This is a genomic window from Pseudomonas sp. TE6288, from assembly GCF_054062095.1.
This window is the reverse complement of record NZ_JBSSEW010000014.1, coordinates 123,354-140,774: the sequence shown is the minus strand read 5'-3', so window position 1 is coordinate 140,774 and position 17,421 is coordinate 123,354. Positions and strand designations below refer to the sequence as shown.

The window sequence follows — 17,421 nt, the reverse complement described above, 5'->3', positions numbered from 1 at the left end:
AACAAATAATCAAACCTGGCTGATTGCCCGGGGCTTGTCCATGGGCGATGTGGCGCCACGGCTGTCATAGAGCGACGGGGAGTCGCCGCCCATGAGGATTCTGATCTGATTGGTCGTGGCGTGTTGCTGCGCCTGGATGATCCGCCCATTGGTCTCGTTGACCTGCTGGCAGTTGTCCATCAGTTGGGTCAGCACATCGAGCTGCTGCATGATGATCTCGCCATTGGGCGACAGCTCGGCGACGGCTTTCACGCCTGCACGGTCGGCGCTGAGGCCGAGCCCAGTGAGCAGGTTGTTGCGCCGCAGCCCCTGCTGCTCAAGCAGGACGATCAGGGATTGCTTGCGGGCAAGGATCTGCTCCAGCTTGGCCATGTCCCGACCGTGCAGGGCCACTGCCTCCTTTTGTAGAAGGTCGAGCAGTTCCTGCGTCGGTGCTAAATCGTCTTCGATCAGTTGCAGCAGAGTGATGTCGTGCATGGCTAACTCTTGGCGTGGTGCGTCCTTGAAGTCAGCGCGCCTGGTGGTTAGCGCTGAGCTTCGAAATCAAGCAGTTTGCTAGCGACCCGGTCGGCATCGACCTTGTAGCTGCCGTCTGCGATGGCCTGTTTCAACTCGGCCACACGGGCACTGTTGACGGTGGGCTGATCGCGCAGCTTGTCGCTGATCTTCTGCAATTGCTGGGCCTCTGGGCTCAGATGTACTGTTTCTCCGCTGGCACCGGTGTGCTTGGGCGCTTCGTTGGCCTCGCCGGCTTTAGCGGCGTTGCCGGACGCGGTGTTGCCGCGAACGCCGCCCGTGACGGACGGAGAGTTATTCAAACGACTGAAGTCGATGACCATGATCAAAACCCCTGGGAATTAGGACGCATGCCTTGTTTTCGACCAAACCGAAAAAAACTTTAGGCACGAATGCAACACGGCCTGAAGCTGGCTTGCGTATCCCGATATCTGACAGAGTTTAGGGGCCGAGGTTGCACACCGCCACCCCTCTGTCGAAATCCTGACGCAGGGTAGGTTACATGGCGACCTCGACTTGCCCGGCACCGGTTACCCGGGCCTTGATCACCCGTTTGGAATTGAGGTTGCGCACGCGGATCTGCGCTTGCATCCCGCCCTTGTCGAGGGCTTCGCCCGGCATGCGCACACTCAGGTTGCCACTGCGGGCGATGATCACTACGTGGTCGCCTTTGCGCACCACTTCGGCCTGTTCCAGGTGCTGTTGGGTCAAAACCTGGTCAAGTACCGTGGGGCGCAGCAGTTTCATGCCCACGGCCTGCTCCAGCAGGGTCAGGTAGCCGGGGCCCAGGGTGCCTACATCGCGCTCGCGCAGGGCCACATCGCTTTCATCGATGATGCTTTCGCGTTTCAGTGGCCGGGTCATTACCACGACATCGCGCAGCAGGCGCACCTGGGCGGGCACGAATACGGTCCAGGGCGCGGCACCGTCGCAACGCACCCTCACTGTTACCCGGCCCAGCGGGGTCGAGCCTTCCAGTGAGGCATCCAACTGTTGGCTGCACAGCGGCATGCGCAGGCGCGGGTCAAGCTTGTTGACTTCGATCTCGTAGCGGCCCTGAGTCTGGGTGGTTGCCAGATAATCTTCGACGGTGAATTCAAGAAAGCCTTGAGTGACACCGATAAGCTGTTCAGGCAAGGTAAAAGAGTCCGCCAGCGTACGCGCGCCGGGTGCTACCAGGCACAGCACAGCCAGGGGGCCGGTCAGCAGGCGCGTCAGTCGTCGGAAAAATGTCGTTTTCGTATGCATGACGCTCAAAAAAGCAAAGCCCGTGCCGACTTGCTGCACAGGGTAATCGTTGAAGGAGTCCGGCATGGCTGGAGTGATGGATTCGGTCAACCAGCGTACACAGCTGGTGGGGCAGAATCGCCTGGAGCTGCTGTTGTTTCGCCTCAATGGCGACCAGCTCTACGGCATCAATGTTTTCAAGGTCCGGGAAGTGCTGCAGTGCCCCGACCTGACGCTGCTGCCTAAATCCCATCCGGTGGTGCGCGGCGTGGCCAACATACGCGGGGCGACGATCCCGATCCTCGACCTGTCGATGGCGACCGGTCTGCCAGGGCTGAAGGAAGAAACACGCAAGAGTTTCGTCATCATCACCGAGTACAACACCAAGACCCAGGGCTTCCTGGTGCACTCGGTCGAGCGCATCGTCAACATGAACTGGGAAGAGATCCATCCGCCACCCAAGGGTACCGGGCGCGATCACTACCTGACTGCCGTGACGCGCGTCGACAACCGCATGGTCGAGATCATCGATGTGGAGAAGGTGCTGGCCGAGGTGGCGCCATCTTCCGAGTCGGTGTCGGAAGGTGTGATCGATGCCGAGGTACAGGACAAGGCGGTGATGCTGCGGGTATTGACCGTCGATGATTCGTCGGTGGCGCGCAAGCAGGTGAGTCGATGCCTGCAGACCGTGGGGGTCGAGGTGGTGGCGCTCAACGATGGTCGCCAGGCCCTGGATTACCTGCGCAAGCTGGTGGATGAGGGCAAGCGTCCGGAGGAGGAGTTCCTCATGATGATCTCGGATATTGAAATGCCGGAAATGGACGGCTATACCCTCACGGCGGAGATCCGCAGCGATCCGCGCATGCAAAAACTGCACATCTGCCTGCATACTTCGTTGTCCGGGGTATTCAACCAGGCGATGGTCAAGAAGGTCGGTGCCGATGACTTCCTGGCCAAGTTCAGGCCGGATGACCTCGCCCAGCGCGTGGTCGATCGGATCAAGGCGAGTCATTGAAACGGCCGGGGTTCGCCCCCGGCGCTAGCGATTTAAGAAGAGGCGGCAGCATTGTCTACGGGTAATTTGGATTTCGAACAGTTCCGGGTATTCCTGGAGAAAGCCTGTGGCATCCTGCTGGGCGAGAATAAGCAGTACCTGGTCTCCAGCCGTCTCAACAAGCTGATGGAGCAACAGGGCATCAAGTCGCTGGGCGAGCTGGTGCAGCGCATCCAGACCCAGCCACGCGGTGGCTTGCGCGAGCAGGTGGTCGATGCCATGACCACCAACGAGACGCTGTGGTTTCGCGATACCTACCCGTTCGAGGTGCTCAAGAACAAGGTGATTCCGGAGTTCATCAAGAACAACCCGGGCCAGCGCCTGCGCATCTGGTCGGCGGCCTGTTCATCGGGGCAGGAGCCATACTCGCTGTCGATGGCCATCGACGAGTTCGAGCGGACCAACCTGGGTCAGTTGAAGATGGGCGCGCAGATCGTTGCCACCGACCTGTCCGGTGCCATGCTCAACAACTGCAAGACCGGTGAGTACGACAGCCTGGCCATTGCCCGTGGCCTGTCGCAGGAGCGCCTGCAGCGCTACTTCGACACCAAGGGGCCGGGGCGCTGGGCGATCAAGCCGCCGATCCGCAGTCGCGTCGAGTTCCGTTCCTACAACCTGCTCGACAGCTATGCGCCGCTGGGCAAGTTCGACATCGTGTTCTGCCGCAACGTGCTGATCTACTTCTCGGCCCAGGTCAAGAAGGACATCCTCATGCGTATTCACGCCACGCTCAAGCCCGGGGGGTACCTGTTCCTCGGGGCGTCCGAGGCGCTCAACGGGCTGCCGGACCACTACCAGATGGTCCAGTGCAGCCCGGGGATCATCTACCAGGCCAAATGAGGCTCGACAAAAAGGCCGGTATCGCGAGATACCGGCCTTTTTTTGTGCGTTCTGGCCGAATTCGGCGATACCGCTGACTTTGAGCACAGCGGTGGACGGGGCGGTGCTGGCTGCCAGCCACATGCCCAGTGCCGAGTTGTCGGCTACCCGCAGGTTGCCGTCGAGGGTGGCGTGGAGGCTCTGCAGGCTGAATGTGGTCGGCGGCTCGCTGCGGTCGCCGACGTCGAGCCAGCCGTTGTTCGCCAGGCGGATGCTGTTGCTGCCGCGCCCGCCATGGGCAATCCCGTAGGCGCTGTCACCTTCGACTTCGATGTTGGCCAGGCCAAGGAGGTCGCCTTGGATCATGCTGCCTTTGCGCATGATCAGCTCGACAGGGCGATTGCTGCCGGTGGCATTGATGGCGACGTTGCCCCAGATCTCGCCGCTGTTGAAGATGTTCAGGTCGCCGTTGGCCTTCTGCCAGGGCGGCACGCCAGTGCCATCATGGGTGGTGTTGCCAATGCGGATGGCAGTGTCGGCCGCTACGATCCTGCCACTGTTGTCGATGTGGCGCCCCAGGCTGTCGAAGATGCTCGCGCCATCCAGCACGATGCCTTGCGCGCCTTGGTAGCCGGCGAAGATCTGTCCCTGGTTGTCGATGCCGGCCAGCACCGCCGGTCGGTTGCTGGCGTCCGTGGTGGCGTGGATGGCGATGGCGCGCGGGACGCGGATGCTACCCGATTGGTGGCCAATTGACGTGTTTGTTTTGACGTCAATTTTTTGGTTTGCCGCTTTTGCCGCCTGCCGATTGCCGCCTGGGTAGCTCAAGGCGGAAGCACATTGCCGCTTTTCTGGCATAAGGCGCGGCATGAAACAGGCAAAACCCCCGTACTCATGGGGTTCAAGATGGTTGGCACAGGGCTTGCTAAAGCCATAGCAAACGAACTCTGGTCACCTTCAAAGGTCCCCGACATGAGCATCAGCTTCGACAAGGCGCTTGGCATTCACGAAAAGGCACTGGGCTTTCGCGCTCAGCGTGCCGAAGTGCTGGCCAACAACATCGCCAACGCCGACACGCCCAACTACAAGGCGCGTGACATGGACTTCTCGTCCGTGCTCGCTGCCGAGTCCGACAAGCAGCAGAAGGGACGCATCGCCCTGGAGCGTACCGACAGCCGTCATATCGAGGCCGAAGGCCTGGCCATGATGGACGATACGCTGAAGTACCGCACGCCGATGCAGCCGTCGATCGACCAGAACACCGTGGACGCGCACCTGGAACAATCGAACTACGCGGAAAACGCCGTTGGCTTCCAGGCCAGCTTCACCCTGCTCAACAGTAAATTCAAAGGGCTGGTATCGGCCCTGCGTGGAGAGTGACCATGTCTCTTGCCAGTGTCTTCAATATTGCCGGTAGCGGCATGAGCGCGCAGAACACGCGTCTGAACACCGTTGCGTCGAACATCGCCAACGCCGAGACCGTGTCGTCGAGCATCGACCAGACCTACCGTGCGCGCCACCCGGTATTCGCCACCACCTTCCAGCAGGCCCAGGCCGGCGCCGGCCAATCGCTGTTCGAAGATCAGGGCCAGGCCGGGCAGGGGGTCGAGGTCAAGGGCATCATCGAGGATCAGAGTAATCTCGAAGCCCGCTACGAGCCAAGCCACCCGGCGGCGAACAAGGATGGCTATGTCTACTACCCGAACGTCAACGTAGTTGAGGAGATGGCTGACATGATCTCTGCCAGCCGCGCGTTCCAGACCAACGCCGAACTGATGAATACCGCCAAGACCATGATGCAGAAAGTACTGACCCTGGGTCAGTGATAAGGAATCCGGACCATGGCAGTGACCAACACCAACAATGGCGTGAACCTGAACGACGTACTCAACGCGTCCGGGGTCAGCACTGGTACCAAGAAAACCACCACCGAGCCCGTCGACAAGAACGCGCTGGGCAAGGATGCGTTCCTCAAGCTGCTGGTTACCCAGATGCAGCACCAGAACCCGCTGGATCCGCAGGATAACGGCGAATTCATTGCGCAGCTGGCCCAGTTCAGCAGCCTGGAAGGTATCCAGACCCTGAACGGCTCGGTCAACAATATCATTGGCGGCATAGCGTCGAGTCAGGCGCTGCAGGCCACCACGCTGGTGGGGCGCTCGGTGATCCTGGATACCGACAAGGCGATGGTCGACACCACCGCCAGCTTCACCGGTCAAGTTGTCGTGCCGCAGAACATCACCGACGGCAAGGTCGAGATCAAGGACAAGGACGGCAAGGTGGTCAAGACCATCAGCCTGGGCGAGCAGGCCAAAGGCACCGCCGACTTCATCTGGGACGGCACCAACGAGAAGGGTGAGAAGGTCGACCCTGGCCAGTACACCTTCACCGCCACCACGACGGTCGATGGCAAGGCGCAGACCATGTACACGCTTTTGCCGGCCAAGATCACCAGTGTCAGCTTCCAGGGCGGTAGCGAGATGATGCTCACCGTGGCAGGCGGCCAGAAGATCGGCGTCTCGAAAGTACAATCTATTGGAATCTAAGGCCGCTAGATCGGCAGAAGGAGTGAATGCATGTCTTTCAATATCGGCCTTAGCGGTCTTTACGCAGCCAACAAGCAACTGGACGTTACCGGCAACAACATTGCCAACGTCAACACCGTCGGCTTCAAGTCGTCGCGTGCCGAGTTCGCCGACGTTTATGCAGGCTCCAACCGCCTGGGCGTGGGCAAGAACCAGATCGGCAACGGCGTGCGCCTGGCCTCGGTTTCCCAGCAGTTCGGCCAGGGTGATGTCAACAACACCGGTAACGTGCTGGACATGGGTATCCAGGGGCAGGGTTACTTCGTGCTGTCCGACAACGGCTCGATGACCTACACCCGGGCAGGTGCGTTCCAGACCAACAAGGATGGCTATGTGGTCACCTCCGATGGCCTGAACCTGCGCGGTTACAGCACCGATGAGAACGGCAAGATCGTCAAGGGTGTGCTGACCGACCTGCGGATCGACACTTCGGCGCTGGCGCCGAAGGCCACCACGCTGATCGAGCAGGGCATCAACCTGAACTCCTCGGCCCCCGATATTCCGCTGGAAATCGATGATGGTTCCGGCACGATGATCCCGAACAAGCCGTTCAACCCGACCGATCAGAGCACCTACACCAAATCGTTCCCTACCAAGGTCTATGACAGCCAGGGTAACGAGCACGTCATGGAGCAGTTCTACCGCAAGACAGGTCAGAATGAATGGACCATGTACACCCTGGTCCAGGGCCGAAACCCGCTCGATCCGTCCAGCACCCAGCCGTTGACCGCCACCATGTCGTTCAATCCCGATGGTTCGGTGAAGTCCATGGCGGCCCAGAACGATGGGAGCACGCCTCCAGTACCTGGCGTGCCGGCGGGCGATTGGAGCGTGGTCAACAACACCTTCACCCTGAAGAACTGGATTCCTGCCGCCAAGGATGCGGCGGGCAATTGGGCGCCCAATGGTTCCCAGGGTAATGCTGACGGCATGCAGCTTTCGATGAAGAGCACCACGTCCTACAACACTGAAACTGCTCGTATGTCGCAGTCCCAGGACGGCTACGCCACCGGTATCCTGTCGAGCCTGTCGATCGACTCCTCCGGCGTGATGTTTGCCAGCTTCAGTAACCAGCAGTCCCGCGCCATTGGCCAGGTGGCAATCGCCAGCTTCGCCAACGAGCAGGGCCTGCAGCAGACGGGCGGCACCCGCTGGAAGGAAACCTTCTCCTCGGGCATTCCGGGTATCGACGCGCCGAAAACCGGTACGCTGGGCGAGATCGAGTCCAACTCGCTGGAAGCCTCCAACGTCAACCTGACCCAGGAGCTGGTGGAGCTGATCAAGGCCCAGAGCTACTACCAGGCCAACGCCAAGACCATCTCCACCGAAAGCACCATCATGCAGACCATCATCCAGATGACCTGATGGTCGCTGGCTGATCGCTTGTCAACGAACCCCTTTGCAAGAAGGGGTTCGTCGTTTTCAAGGAGAGTCCCCATGAAAAAGCTGCTGGCTGCTGCTGTCGCGGCGTTCTGCCTGCTACAGGCACAGGCCGCGATGGCCCCTTGGTGGCGTTGGGAAAGTCAGGCCGACGGGCGTCTGGTGTGTTCGCAATGGTCACCCGGTGATGGTTGGAAGCGCTTTGCCGGACCGTTCGACAATGCCGCTTGCAGATCCCTTTGATGCAGGGCAAAAAATGATGGTTTGAGGCCATCAATTGGCGGATTTCCTTCAGGTATTATCCGTGCCACCTCACTCGTTCGAGTGTCTGGCAAGCGTCTTGTTCCAAGGATCGGAGCTCGTGAAAAGCACTAAGGATACTGGTGCCAACGTGCTGCCGGCAGCGCTTGGCGTGGCCTTGAAAAAAGGCCTGATCGGCGTGGCCCTGTTTTCGGGCTCAGTGTCATCGGTAGTAGCCAGGACGACACCGTCATCATGCAGGCGACAGGTTTGAGCAAGCGCTTTGCCGGTGGTGCCGGTAACGACGTCTACTACCTGTACAACACCGCTGGCGTGTTCGAGCAGGCTGGCGGTGGCATCGACGAAGTGCGCACGACCCTGGCCAACTACACGCTGACCAGCGAGGTGGAGAACCTGACCTTCATCGGTACCGGCAACTTCACCGGCTATGGCAATGCCAGTACCAATGTGATTGTCGGTGGTGCTGGCGATGACACCTTGTTTGGTGGCGCTGGTGCCGACCGATTCGTCGATGGGGTGGGTATCGACACCGTTTCGTATGGCGACAGCAGTTCAGGCATCCTCCTGAATCTCAAGACCGGCCAGCACGGTGGCATCGCCGAAGGCGATACCTTCGAGGGCATCGAGAAGTTCGTCGGATCATCCTTGGGTGATGTCTTCGTGGCCAACGACCAGGCTAATGACTTCAATGGCGCTGGCAGCGTCGATCTGTTGACGTTCGCGGGTGGGGGGTGGCATCACGCTCGATTCTGAACGCAACCGGCCATGACCTGTTCACCAGTATCGAGAGCTTCGAGGGCGCGGCCTTCAATGACACGTTCATCGGGACTGCCGCGAGCGAGAACTTCATCGGCGGCGCTGGGGCGGATGTGATCAATGGCGGTGCCGGGCGGGATTCGGCCTGGTACATCTCGAGCAATGCCGGCAACCTGGATTACGGTGTGATGCTCAGTAACTGGTACGCCGGCTCGAACACTATCGAGTCGTTCCAGGCCAACAACGGAGATACCTTCACCATCACCTGACAGCCAAGTGTCGCCCGTAGCGTCGAGGGCGGCCAGCCCTTGCCGCTGCCGGCTACCCGCCGCCGAGATTTTGTCTCGCGCGCGCCGGGCTTTTCAGCAAAGGCCCCGTAAACCGGGGTCTTTGCCGTTTCTATGGTAGTTGGCGCGAAACTTGCTCAACGCTTGCCACAGCCACGGCGACCGGCAATCGATCGCCCGTGCAGCGGAGGATGACTGTGGACAAGATGCTTTACGTGGCCATGACCGGCGCCAGCCAGAACGCACTGGCGCAGAAGGCCCATGCCAACAACCTGGCGAACGTTTCCACCAACGGTTTCCAGCGCGACCTGGAGCAGGCGCGCTCGATGCCGGTATTCGGTGACAGCTTTCCGGCGCGTGCTTTCGCCATGAGCGAGCGCCCGGCCACCGATTTCAGTGCCGGCCCGTTGGTTGAAACCGGTCGTGAACTGGATGTGGCGGTCACCGGTGATGGTTTCATCGCCGTGCAGGCACCCGACGGCAGCGAAGCGTATGTGCGTACCGGCAGCCTGAACATTGACGCGCTCGGCGTGCTGCGGGCCGGCAATGGCATGGCGGTCATCGGTAACGGCGGCCCTATCGCCATTCCACCAGAGCAGAAGGTCGAGGTCGGTGACGACGGCACCATCAGCATCCGCGCCATGGGCGAAGACCCGCGGGTAATGGCCGAAGTGGACCGTATCAAGCTGGTCAACCCGGACACCAAGGGCATGACCAAGGGGCTGGATGGTCTGATCCATACCGCCAGCGGCCAACCCGCAGACGCCGATGTGAATGTGCGTGTGGTGTCGGGTTTCCTCGAGGGCAGCAACGTCAATGCCGTCGGCGAGATGACTTCGATGCTGGCGCTGTCCCGTCAATTCGAACTGCACGTCAAGATGATGAGCGCGGCCAAGGAAGGCGACGAAGCCATGGCGCGTGTTTTGCAAATCGGCTAATCACATTTGAACGAGTGCCGTAAAACAGGCGCACGAGGAGAACACTAAATGCTTCCGGCTCTTTGGGTCGCTAAAACCGGCCTGTCCGCCCAGGACACCAACCTGACGGTCATCTCCAACAACCTGGCCAACGTTTCGACCACCGGCTTCAAGCGTGATCGCGCCGAGTTCCAGGACCTGCTGTACCAGATCAAGCGCCAGCCTGGCGCGCAGTCCACCCAGGACAGCGAGCTGCCTTCGGGCCTGCAGGTCGGTACCGGTGTGCGCGTGGTCGGCACTCAGAAGAACTTCCAGACTGGCGGGTTGCAGAACACCGAGAACCCGCTGGACATGGCAATCAATGGCCGCGGTTTCTTCCAGGTGCTCCAGCCTGATGGCACCGTGTCGTACACCCGTGACGGCACCTTCCACCTGAACTCCGATGGCCAGGTGGTCACCGCCAACGGTTTCGCGCTGGAACCTGCCATTGTCGTGCCGCCGGATGCCCAGACCTTCACCGTGGGCCAGGACGGCACCGTGTCGATCACCACCCAGGGCAACCCGGCTGCGCAGATCATCGGCAACATCCAGACCGCCGACTTCATCAACCCGGCCGGCCTGCAGGCCATGGGCAACAACCTGTTCCTCGAAACCGCCGCCAGCGGTGCGCCACAGGTCGGTACCCCGGGGCTGAACGGCTTCGGTCTCACGTTGCAGCAGACCCTGGAAAACTCCAACGTCAGCACGGTCGAGGAGATGGTGAACATGATCACCACCCAGCGCGCCTACGAGATGAACTCCAAGGTCATCTCCGCCGCAGACAAGATGCTGTCGTTCGTCACTCAGCAACTGTAAGCCCTGGCGGCCCAGCCACTTCGGGCCGCCGATAAACCGCACGCTGCTACAGCGCCTGCCAGAGGTAAGAGTCATGTATCGTCTGTTGTCCGTTTTCGCCCTGGGGGGGGCGGTGTTGCTGGCTGGTTGCGTCGCACCGACGCCCAAGCCCAACGACCCGTACTACGCGCCGGTTCTGCCGCGCACCCCGCTGCCGGCAGCGGCCAATAACGGCTCGATCTACCAGGCCGGTTTCGAACAAGGCTTGTATACCGACCGCAAGGCGTTCCGGGTGGGTGACATCATCACCATCACCCTCAACGAGCGTACCTCGGCGAGCAAGAACGCAGGTTCCCAGATCCAGAAGAACAGCAAGGCCAATATTGGCCTCACCTCGCTGTTCGGTACCGTGCCCAACACCAACAACCCGCTGGGCAGCGGGGACCTCAGCCTTGACGCAGGCTACAGCGGCGATCGCAGCACCAAGGGCGACAGCAAGGCCACCCAGGGCAACACGCTCACCGGTTCGATCACCGTTACCGTGGCCGAAGTGCTGCCCAACGGCATCATTGCCGTGCGTGGCGAAAAATGGATGACCCTGAACACCGGCGAAGAGCTGGTGCGCATTGCAGGCCTGGTACGTGCCGATGACATCGCCACCGACAACACCGTGCCGTCCACCCGTGTGGCCGATGCGCGCATCACCTATTCGGGCACCGGCTCCTTCGCCGATGCCAGCCAGCCCGGTTGGCTGGACCGTTTCTTCATCAGCCCGCTCTGGCCCTTTTGAGTACGGATGACCATGTTCAACGCTAGGCGGTTGATTGCCGCGACACTTCTTTTGTCCTGCGCGTTCGGCGCTCACGCCGAGCGCCTGAAAGACATCGCCAGCATTTCCGGCGTGCGTGCCAACCAGTTGATTGGCTACGGCCTGGTGGTCGGCTTGAATGGCACCGGTGACCAGACGACGCAAACGCCGTTCACCCTGCAGACGTTCAACAACATGCTGTCGCAGTTCGGCATCAAGGTGCCGCCTGGGTCTGGCAACGTGCAGCTGAAAAACGTGGCGGCGGTGTCGGTGCATGCCGACCTGCCGGCCTTCGCCAAACCTGGCCAGGTGGTCGACATTACCGTGTCGTCGATCGGTAACTCCAAGAGCCTGCGTGGCGGTAGCCTGTTGATGACCCCGTTGAAGGGGATTGATGGCAATGTCTACGCCATCGCCCAGGGCAACCTGGTTGTAGGTGGTTTCGATGCCGAGGGCCGTGACGGCTCGAAGATCACCGTCAATGTTCCGTCGGCGGGCCGCATCCCGGGTGGTGCGTCCGTCGAACGTGCCGTACCCAGCGGTTTCAACCAGGGCAACAGCCTTACCCTCAACCTCAACCGCCCAGACTTCACCACGGCCAAGCGGATCGTCGACAAGGTCAATGAGCTGCTCGGCCCTGGCGTGGCCCAGGCCCTTGATGGCGGTTCGGTACGGGTGACCGCACCCATGGACCCAAGCCAGCGCGTCGACTACCTGTCGATCCTGGAGAACCTCGAAATCGATCCGGGCCAGGCAGTGGCCAAGGTCATCATCAATTCGCGTACCGGTACCATCGTCATCGGCCAGAACGTCAAGGTTTCGCCGGCGGCCGTCACCCACGGCAGCCTGACCGTGACCATCACCGAAGACCCTATCGTCAGCCAGCCGGGGCCATTCTCCAATGGCCAGACTGCGGTCGTGCCGCGTTCGCGGGTCAATGCCCAGCAGGAAGCCAAGCCGATGTTCAAGTTCGGCCCCGGTACCACGCTGGATGAAATCGTCCGTGCAGTGAACCAGGTGGGTGCGGCGCCAGGCGACCTGATGGCGATCCTCGAAGCCTTGAAGCAGGCCGGCGCATTGCAAGCCGACCTGATCGTGATCTAAGGGGGCGTCTGATGAATCCAAAAACTCAGGTGTCCAGCCAGATCGACAGCGGCGCCTACACCGACCTCAATCGCCTGAGCGCGCTCAAGCATGGTGATCGGGATAGCGAGGGCAATGTTCGCAAGGTAGCCCAGGAATTCGAGTCGATGTTCATCAGCGAGCTGCTCAAGGCATCGCGCAAGGCCACCGATGTCATGGCCGATGAAGACAGCCCGATGAACAGCGACACGGTCAAGCAGTACCGAGACATGTACGACCAGCAGCTGGCTGTGAGCATGTCCCGCGAGGGTGGCGGTATTGGCCTGCAGGATGTGCTGGTGCGCCAGTTGTCCAAGAACAAGGCCGCTTCTGTGAACACCAGCCCGTTCCCACGTATCGAAGGGCGTGCCCCAGCGTTGTGGGCGTCGAAAGTCGCCGCGCCAGTGCATGCCGAGGCAGGCGCGGGTGTGCGCAATGACGTGGCGGCGCTCAACTCGCGGCGCCTGGCACTGCCGGGCAAGCTCACCGATCGCCTGCTGGCCGGTATCGTGCCGTCTGCCGGCAGCCCGGCCACAGCGACCAACACGGCGGCGTTGCCGCGCCGTGGCGACATCCCGGTCGGTGGCGTTGCAACTGGCGACTGGGAGCCGGCCAGGGCGTTCGCGGCCCCGAGCGGCAACCTGCAGATTCTCGGGCGCGCTGTGGCTCAGCCCCCGCTGGCACCGAAAAAGGCTTTCGCCGACAGCGACGCCTTCGTCGAGACCATGCTGCCGATGGCCGAACAGGCTGCCAAGCGCATTGGCATCGACCCGCGCTACCTGGTGGCGCAGGCAGCGCTGGAAACCGGCTGGGGCAAATCGGTCATGCGTAATGCCGATGGCAGCAGCAGCCACAACCTGTTTGGCATCAAGGCTACTGGCAGTTGGCAGGGTGGTGAGGCGCGTGCGATCACCAGCGAGTTCCGCAATGGTGCGTTCGTCAAGGAGACGGCTGCGTTCCGTTCCTACGACAGCTATCAGGAAAGTTTTCACGACCTGGTAACTTTGCTGCAGAGCAATTCACGCTATCAAGATGCCGTGAGCGCCGCCGATAAACCAGAACAGTTTGTGCGAGAGCTGCAAAAGGCCGGTTACGCCACCGACCCCAATTACGCCAGCAAGATCTCGCAGATCGCCAAGCAGATGAAGTCGCAGCAGAGCTACGCAATGCTCGGTACCAGTACACAACTTTAAGGGCAGGGAACCATGGCGAGTTTGATCAATATCGGTATGTCGGGGCTGGGTGCCGCCCAGTCCGGGATGTACGTCCTGGGTAACAACATCGCCAACGCCGATGTTGAAAGTTACTCTCGCCAACAAATGGTGCAAAAGACCAAGGGTGCCCAGCAGGTTGGCCAGGTATTCATGGGGACCGGCACCACCCTGGCCGATGTGCGACGGGTGTACAACGCCTTCATCGAGAACCAGTTGCGTACCACCACGTCGCTCTCCAGTGACGCCAACACTTATCTTAATCAGATCGGCCCGCTCAACACTGCCCTGTCGGGCGCCGACACCGGTATCACTGCCGCACTCAAAAGCTTCTTCAGCGCCATGCAGGATGCTTCTGCCAAGCCCACCGAAGATGCCTCGCGCCAGTTGCTGCTGACCAGCGCACAATCACTTGCCAAGCGTTTCAATACGCTGTCGGCGCAGTTCACCCAGCAGAACGCCAACATCAACGGCAGTCTGGGGTCGATGGCCGAACAGGTGAACAACATCACCAAGACCATCGCCGACCTCAACCAGCAGATCGCCAAGCTCGGTGTTGTCAATGGTCAGCCCAATGACTTGCTTGACCAGCGTGATGGCGCGGTGCGCGAGCTGAACAAGCTTGTCGGCGTGGACGTGGTGGAGCGCGAAGGCAGCTACGACATCTATCTGAAAAATGGCCAGTCCCTGGTGCTGGGCAACTCCACCCAGACGCTGGGTGTGGAACCCGCCCCGACCGACCCGACGCGCATGAACCTGGTGCTCAACCGCGGTTCGACCAAAATGGACATCACCGACAACACTACCGGTGGCGAAATCGGTGGCTTGTTGCGCTACCGCAAGGACACCCTCGACCCTGCGCTCAACGAGCTGGGCCGTGTGGCACTGGTGGTCGCCGATGCGATCAACAGCCAGCTGGCCCAGGGTATCGACAAGAATGGCCAGTTCGGTGCGACCCTCTTTGGCGATATCAACAGCGCGGCGGCCGTTGCCGGGCGCAGCATCCCCAAGCTGGGCAACAGTGCCGGCTCCGGCAACCTCGATGTGCACATCAAGGACAGCGGCAAGCTCACCACCAACGACTATCAAGTCGTCTTCACCAGCGCCACCGAGTATTCCGTGCGGCGTCTGCCCGATAATTCCGAGATGGGTACCTTTGACATCACGGCCGACCCACCTCCTGTGATCGACGGTTTCACGCTCAACCTCAATGGGGGCACCCCGGTTGCCGGCGACAGCTTCAAGATCACCCCGACCCGCAACGCGGCGGCCAGCATGGAAACCGTGCTGACCGACCCGAGCCGCCTGGCCATGGCCAGCCCGCTGAACGCCACCAGCGGTTCGGGCAACAAGGGGACCGGGCAGATCTCCCAGCCGAACCTGACGTCCATGATGGATATCTACGACGCCAAGCAACGCTCGGACATGCAGACGGGGCTGAAGTATTCGACCCCGGTCAAGCTGGTGTTTGGCGACGATTCCGTATCGCCTCAGGCGTACACCATGTACGACTCCAAAGGTAACCCGCTTGGCAGCGGTACGGTCATCCCTGGCCAGGAAAACAAGCTGCAGCTGTCTGTGCCAATGGTCGATGGCAGCGGCAACCCGATCAATGACGCCAGTGGCGCTCAAATGAACTTCTCGTTCGAGATGAGCATATCCGGTGCGCCCAAGAATGGTGACAACTACACCGTATCGCTGACCAAGGCCGGTTCTGCAGACAACCGCAATGCACAGTCGGTGATCGACCTGCAAACCAAACCCACGGTCAATACCGGCGATGGCAGCAAGGGCATCAGCTTCACCGATGCCTACGCCAAGCTGGTATCCAATGTCGGCGGCAAGACCAACCAGGCATCGATGGACAGCGACGCCACCAACGCGCTGCATGGCTCCGCGCTGACCAGCCGCAACTCCAGCTCGGGGGTGTCGGTGGATGAAGAGGTCGGCAACCTGGTCAAGTTCCAGCAGTACTACACCGCGTCGTCGCAGATCATCAAGGCGGCCCAGGAAACCTTCGCAACCTTGATCAACAGCCTTTAAGGAGCCGTAGGCCATGCGCATCTCCACTCCGCAGTTCTACGCCAGCAGCAGCGCCAACTACGAGCGTACTTTTGGCAATCTCAACAAGACCCAGCAAGAAGCCAGCGACTTCATCCGCGTGCGCACCGCCGCCGATGATCCGGTTGGCTATGCGCGTCTGTTGCAGCTCGAACAGCAGCAGAACATGCTCGACCAGTTCAAGGGCAACATCACCAACGTGCGCAACGCGCTGGGCTCCAGCGAAAGCGCGCTCAATGCCATTGGCGCGGTGCTGCAGCGGGTCAACGAGCTGGCCATGAGTTCCGGCAACGGCAAGTTCACCGACGCTGATCGCAAGGCCAACGCCGAAGAACTGGCATCGCTGGAAGACCAACTTTTCTCGCTGATGAACAGCAGAGATGAGAACGGTAAGTACCTGTTCTCGGGTTCCAAGGGCGACACCCAGCCCTATGTGCGCAACTCTGATGGCACCTACAGCTATCAAGGCGACCAGAGCAATCTCATGCTGCAAGTGGGTGACATGCTCAGCCTGGCGGCCAACGAGACTGGCTACAGCGCCTTCGAGCAAGCGCTCAACACCAGCCGCAGCGAAACCAGGCAGACTGCCCCGCTGCCCAATGACGGCCGTGTCAGCCTGTCCAACGGCCAGGTGTCCGGTAGCGCAACCTACAACGACCGTTTCCGCAGCGGCGAGCCCTACAGCATCGAGTTCACCAGCAGTACCGAGTTCAAGATCCTCGACGCTGCTGGCAACGATGTCACCCTGGAAGCCAGCCAAGGGGGCAAGTTCGACCCTAAAGGGGAGAACAGCAGCATCAGTTTCCGCGGTGTGGATCTGCGCTTGAAGATCGATTTCAAGCCGGGGGATGAAGCCAACCCGGACGCAGCCATCGCTGGCCATACCTTCAGCCTCAGCTCCAAGGCCGACTCGATCTCCGGTAGCCGGAGTCCGGGCAACACGTCGTCGTCGCAGGTCACCGATGCCAAGATCACCGACCCGACCGCCTACAAGGCCGCGTTCCCGGGTGGTGGTGCCGTGCTCAAGTTTACCAGCGCTACCGACTTTGAACTGTACGCCGCGCCAATGACTGCCGACAGTCGCCCGGTTTCCTCGGGGACCCTCAGCGGGACCACGGCCACCGCAGCCGGTGTGAGCTTCGAGCTGTCCGGCCCGCCGAGTGCAGGTGATTCGTTCGGCATCAAGGTGGATACCCACCAGAACCAGAACGTCCTCAATACCATCAGCCAGTTGCGCACTGCGCTGAACACGCCGCAGGACAATGACCCGGCTGCGCGCCAAGCCTTCCTGGCCTCGTTGGACTCTGCGATAGGTAATATCGCCAGTGCCACCAACCAGGTGTCGTCCTCCATTTCGGCGATCGGTGGTCGCGGTCAGGCCCTTGATGTACAGGCTGAAACCAACGAGGCGCTGGGTATCGAGAACACCAAGACCCAGGGCTCGATCCGCGACAGCGACATCGGTGAAGTGATGATGCGTCTGGAGATGCAGAAGAACCAGCTGACAGCTTCGATGCAGTCTTTTGCCAAGATTTCCAGCCTGTCTCTGGTCAACTACATCTGATCGCTATGCCACAAGGCGG

General features: G+C 60.8%; 20 protein-coding genes. 17 read left to right on the top strand and 3 right to left on the bottom strand.

The window, feature by feature from the left end:
* Positions 1-9 precede the first annotated feature (9 nt).
* From ACVWY1_RS16500 to flgA, 3 genes are all read right to left on the bottom strand, one after another.
* Complete coding sequence (locus tag ACVWY1_RS16500) at positions 10-477, bottom strand: flagella synthesis protein FlgN (RefSeq protein WP_102683073.1); 468 nt, start codon at positions 475-477, stop codon at positions 10-12.
* Positions 478-524: 47 nt separating this feature from the next.
* Complete coding sequence (gene flgM, locus ACVWY1_RS16495) at positions 525-839, bottom strand: flagellar biosynthesis anti-sigma factor FlgM (protein ID WP_046854639.1); 315 nt, start codon at positions 837-839, stop codon at positions 525-527.
* 175 nt (positions 840-1,014) lie between these two features.
* Positions 1,015-1,764, bottom strand: a complete 750-nt coding sequence (gene flgA / locus ACVWY1_RS16490; RefSeq protein ID WP_102683105.1) for a flagellar basal body P-ring formation chaperone FlgA — start codon at positions 1,762-1,764, stop codon at positions 1,015-1,017.
* Positions 1,765-1,828: 64 nt separating this feature from the next.
* Between flgA and ACVWY1_RS16485 the strand changes: the two genes are divergently transcribed.
* The 17 genes from ACVWY1_RS16485 to ACVWY1_RS16405 all read left to right on the top strand — a co-directional run bounded on the left by ACVWY1_RS16485 (position 1,829) and on the right by ACVWY1_RS16405 (position 17,402).
* A complete protein-coding gene (locus ACVWY1_RS16485) occupies positions 1,829-2,758 on the top strand; it encodes a chemotaxis protein CheV (protein WP_046854640.1) in 930 nt (309 codons plus the stop codon).
* 51 nt (positions 2,759-2,809) lie between these two features.
* The gene (gene cheR / locus ACVWY1_RS16480) at positions 2,810-3,637 is read left to right on the top strand and encodes a protein-glutamate O-methyltransferase CheR (RefSeq protein WP_046854641.1); all 828 of its coding nucleotides are present in this window, start codon (positions 2,810-2,812) and stop codon (positions 3,635-3,637) included.
* A 171-nt stretch (positions 3,638-3,808) separates the two neighbouring features.
* The gene (locus tag ACVWY1_RS16475; protein WP_457378515.1) at positions 3,809-4,372 is read left to right on the top strand and encodes a hypothetical protein; all 564 of its coding nucleotides are present in this window, start codon (positions 3,809-3,811) and stop codon (positions 4,370-4,372) included.
* Between the two features lie 216 nt (positions 4,373-4,588).
* Positions 4,589-4,996: a flagellar basal body rod protein FlgB gene (gene flgB / locus ACVWY1_RS16470; RefSeq protein WP_046854642.1), complete on the top strand. Its 408-nt coding sequence runs from the start codon at positions 4,589-4,591 to the stop codon at positions 4,994-4,996.
* Positions 4,997-4,998: 2 nt separating this feature from the next.
* A complete protein-coding gene (gene flgC, locus ACVWY1_RS16465) occupies positions 4,999-5,442 on the top strand; it encodes a flagellar basal body rod protein FlgC (RefSeq protein WP_046854643.1) in 444 nt (147 codons plus the stop codon).
* A 15-nt stretch (positions 5,443-5,457) separates the two neighbouring features.
* Positions 5,458-6,162 carry a flagellar hook assembly protein FlgD gene (locus ACVWY1_RS16460; RefSeq protein WP_139673359.1) on the top strand — a complete coding sequence of 235 codons (705 nt, stop codon included), beginning with the start codon at positions 5,458-5,460 and terminating at the stop codon, positions 6,160-6,162.
* A 30-nt stretch (positions 6,163-6,192) separates the two neighbouring features.
* The gene (gene flgE / locus ACVWY1_RS16455; RefSeq protein ID WP_102683070.1) at positions 6,193-7,566 is read left to right on the top strand and encodes a flagellar hook protein FlgE; all 1,374 of its coding nucleotides are present in this window, start codon (positions 6,193-6,195) and stop codon (positions 7,564-7,566) included.
* A gap of 72 nt (positions 7,567-7,638) precedes the next feature.
* Positions 7,639-7,824: a hypothetical protein gene (locus ACVWY1_RS16450; protein WP_102683069.1), complete on the top strand. Its 186-nt coding sequence runs from the start codon at positions 7,639-7,641 to the stop codon at positions 7,822-7,824.
* Positions 7,825-8,076: 252 nt separating this feature from the next.
* A complete protein-coding gene (locus ACVWY1_RS16445) occupies positions 8,077-8,595 on the top strand; it encodes a calcium-binding protein (protein WP_277505278.1) in 519 nt (172 codons plus the stop codon).
* Entirely contained in the window at positions 8,574-8,867 is a 294-nt protein-coding gene (locus ACVWY1_RS16440) for a calcium-binding protein (protein WP_277505276.1), read from the top strand. The genes ACVWY1_RS16445 and ACVWY1_RS16440 overlap by 22 nt, the downstream gene beginning before the upstream one ends.
* A gap of 215 nt (positions 8,868-9,082) precedes the next feature.
* Positions 9,083-9,823: a flagellar basal-body rod protein FlgF gene (gene flgF / locus ACVWY1_RS16435; RefSeq protein ID WP_046854648.1), complete on the top strand. Its 741-nt coding sequence runs from the start codon at positions 9,083-9,085 to the stop codon at positions 9,821-9,823.
* A gap of 48 nt (positions 9,824-9,871) precedes the next feature.
* Entirely contained in the window at positions 9,872-10,657 is a 786-nt protein-coding gene (gene flgG / locus ACVWY1_RS16430; RefSeq protein ID WP_046854649.1) for a flagellar basal-body rod protein FlgG, read from the top strand.
* Positions 10,658-10,730: 73 nt separating this feature from the next.
* Positions 10,731-11,426 (top strand): flagellar basal body L-ring protein FlgH, encoded by a 696-nt coding sequence (flgH, locus tag ACVWY1_RS16425; RefSeq protein ID WP_046854650.1) that lies wholly within the window; start codon positions 10,731-10,733, stop codon positions 11,424-11,426.
* A 12-nt stretch (positions 11,427-11,438) separates the two neighbouring features.
* Positions 11,439-12,548, top strand: a complete 1,110-nt coding sequence (locus ACVWY1_RS16420; protein WP_046857711.1) for a flagellar basal body P-ring protein FlgI — start codon at positions 11,439-11,441, stop codon at positions 12,546-12,548.
* 11 nt (positions 12,549-12,559) lie between these two features.
* Positions 12,560-13,759, top strand: coding sequence for a flagellar assembly peptidoglycan hydrolase FlgJ (gene flgJ, locus ACVWY1_RS16415; protein WP_198755353.1), 1,200 nt, complete (start codon positions 12,560-12,562; stop codon positions 13,757-13,759).
* A 12-nt stretch (positions 13,760-13,771) separates the two neighbouring features.
* Complete coding sequence (gene flgK, locus ACVWY1_RS16410; RefSeq protein ID WP_457378514.1) at positions 13,772-15,820, top strand: flagellar hook-associated protein FlgK; 2,049 nt, start codon at positions 13,772-13,774, stop codon at positions 15,818-15,820.
* Positions 15,821-15,833: 13 nt separating this feature from the next.
* Positions 15,834-17,402, top strand: coding sequence for a flagellar hook-associated protein 3 (locus ACVWY1_RS16405; RefSeq protein WP_102683066.1), 1,569 nt, complete (start codon positions 15,834-15,836; stop codon positions 17,400-17,402).
* The last annotated feature ends 19 nt before the right edge of the window (positions 17,403-17,421 follow it).

Coding starts and splice junctions, on each gene's coding strand:
- ACVWY1_RS16500 (WP_102683073.1), bottom strand. CDS start 477: ATGCACGACATCACTCTGCTGCAACTGATCGAAGACGATTTAGCACCG.
- flgM (WP_046854639.1), bottom strand. CDS start 839: ATGGTCATCGACTTCAGTCGTTTGAATAACTCTCCGTCCGTCACGGGC.
- flgA (WP_102683105.1), bottom strand. CDS start 1,764: ATGCATACGAAAACGACATTTTTCCGACGACTGACGCGCCTGCTGACC.
- ACVWY1_RS16485 (WP_046854640.1), top strand. CDS start 1,829: ATGGCTGGAGTGATGGATTCGGTCAACCAGCGTACACAGCTGGTGGGG.
- flgB (WP_046854642.1), top strand. CDS start 4,589: ATGAGCATCAGCTTCGACAAGGCGCTTGGCATTCACGAAAAGGCACTG.
- flgC (WP_046854643.1), top strand. CDS start 4,999: ATGTCTCTTGCCAGTGTCTTCAATATTGCCGGTAGCGGCATGAGCGCG.
- ACVWY1_RS16460 (WP_139673359.1), top strand. CDS start 5,458: ATGGCAGTGACCAACACCAACAATGGCGTGAACCTGAACGACGTACTC.
- flgE (WP_102683070.1), top strand. CDS start 6,193: ATGTCTTTCAATATCGGCCTTAGCGGTCTTTACGCAGCCAACAAGCAA.
- ACVWY1_RS16450 (WP_102683069.1), top strand. CDS start 7,639: ATGAAAAAGCTGCTGGCTGCTGCTGTCGCGGCGTTCTGCCTGCTACAG.
- ACVWY1_RS16445 (WP_277505278.1), top strand. CDS start 8,077: ATGCAGGCGACAGGTTTGAGCAAGCGCTTTGCCGGTGGTGCCGGTAAC.
- flgG (WP_046854649.1), top strand. CDS start 9,872: ATGCTTCCGGCTCTTTGGGTCGCTAAAACCGGCCTGTCCGCCCAGGAC.
- flgH (WP_046854650.1), top strand. CDS start 10,731: ATGTATCGTCTGTTGTCCGTTTTCGCCCTGGGGGGGGCGGTGTTGCTG.
- ACVWY1_RS16420 (WP_046857711.1), top strand. CDS start 11,439: ATGTTCAACGCTAGGCGGTTGATTGCCGCGACACTTCTTTTGTCCTGC.
- flgJ (WP_198755353.1), top strand. CDS start 12,560: ATGAATCCAAAAACTCAGGTGTCCAGCCAGATCGACAGCGGCGCCTAC.
- flgK (WP_457378514.1), top strand. CDS start 13,772: ATGGCGAGTTTGATCAATATCGGTATGTCGGGGCTGGGTGCCGCCCAG.
- ACVWY1_RS16405 (WP_102683066.1), top strand. CDS start 15,834: ATGCGCATCTCCACTCCGCAGTTCTACGCCAGCAGCAGCGCCAACTAC.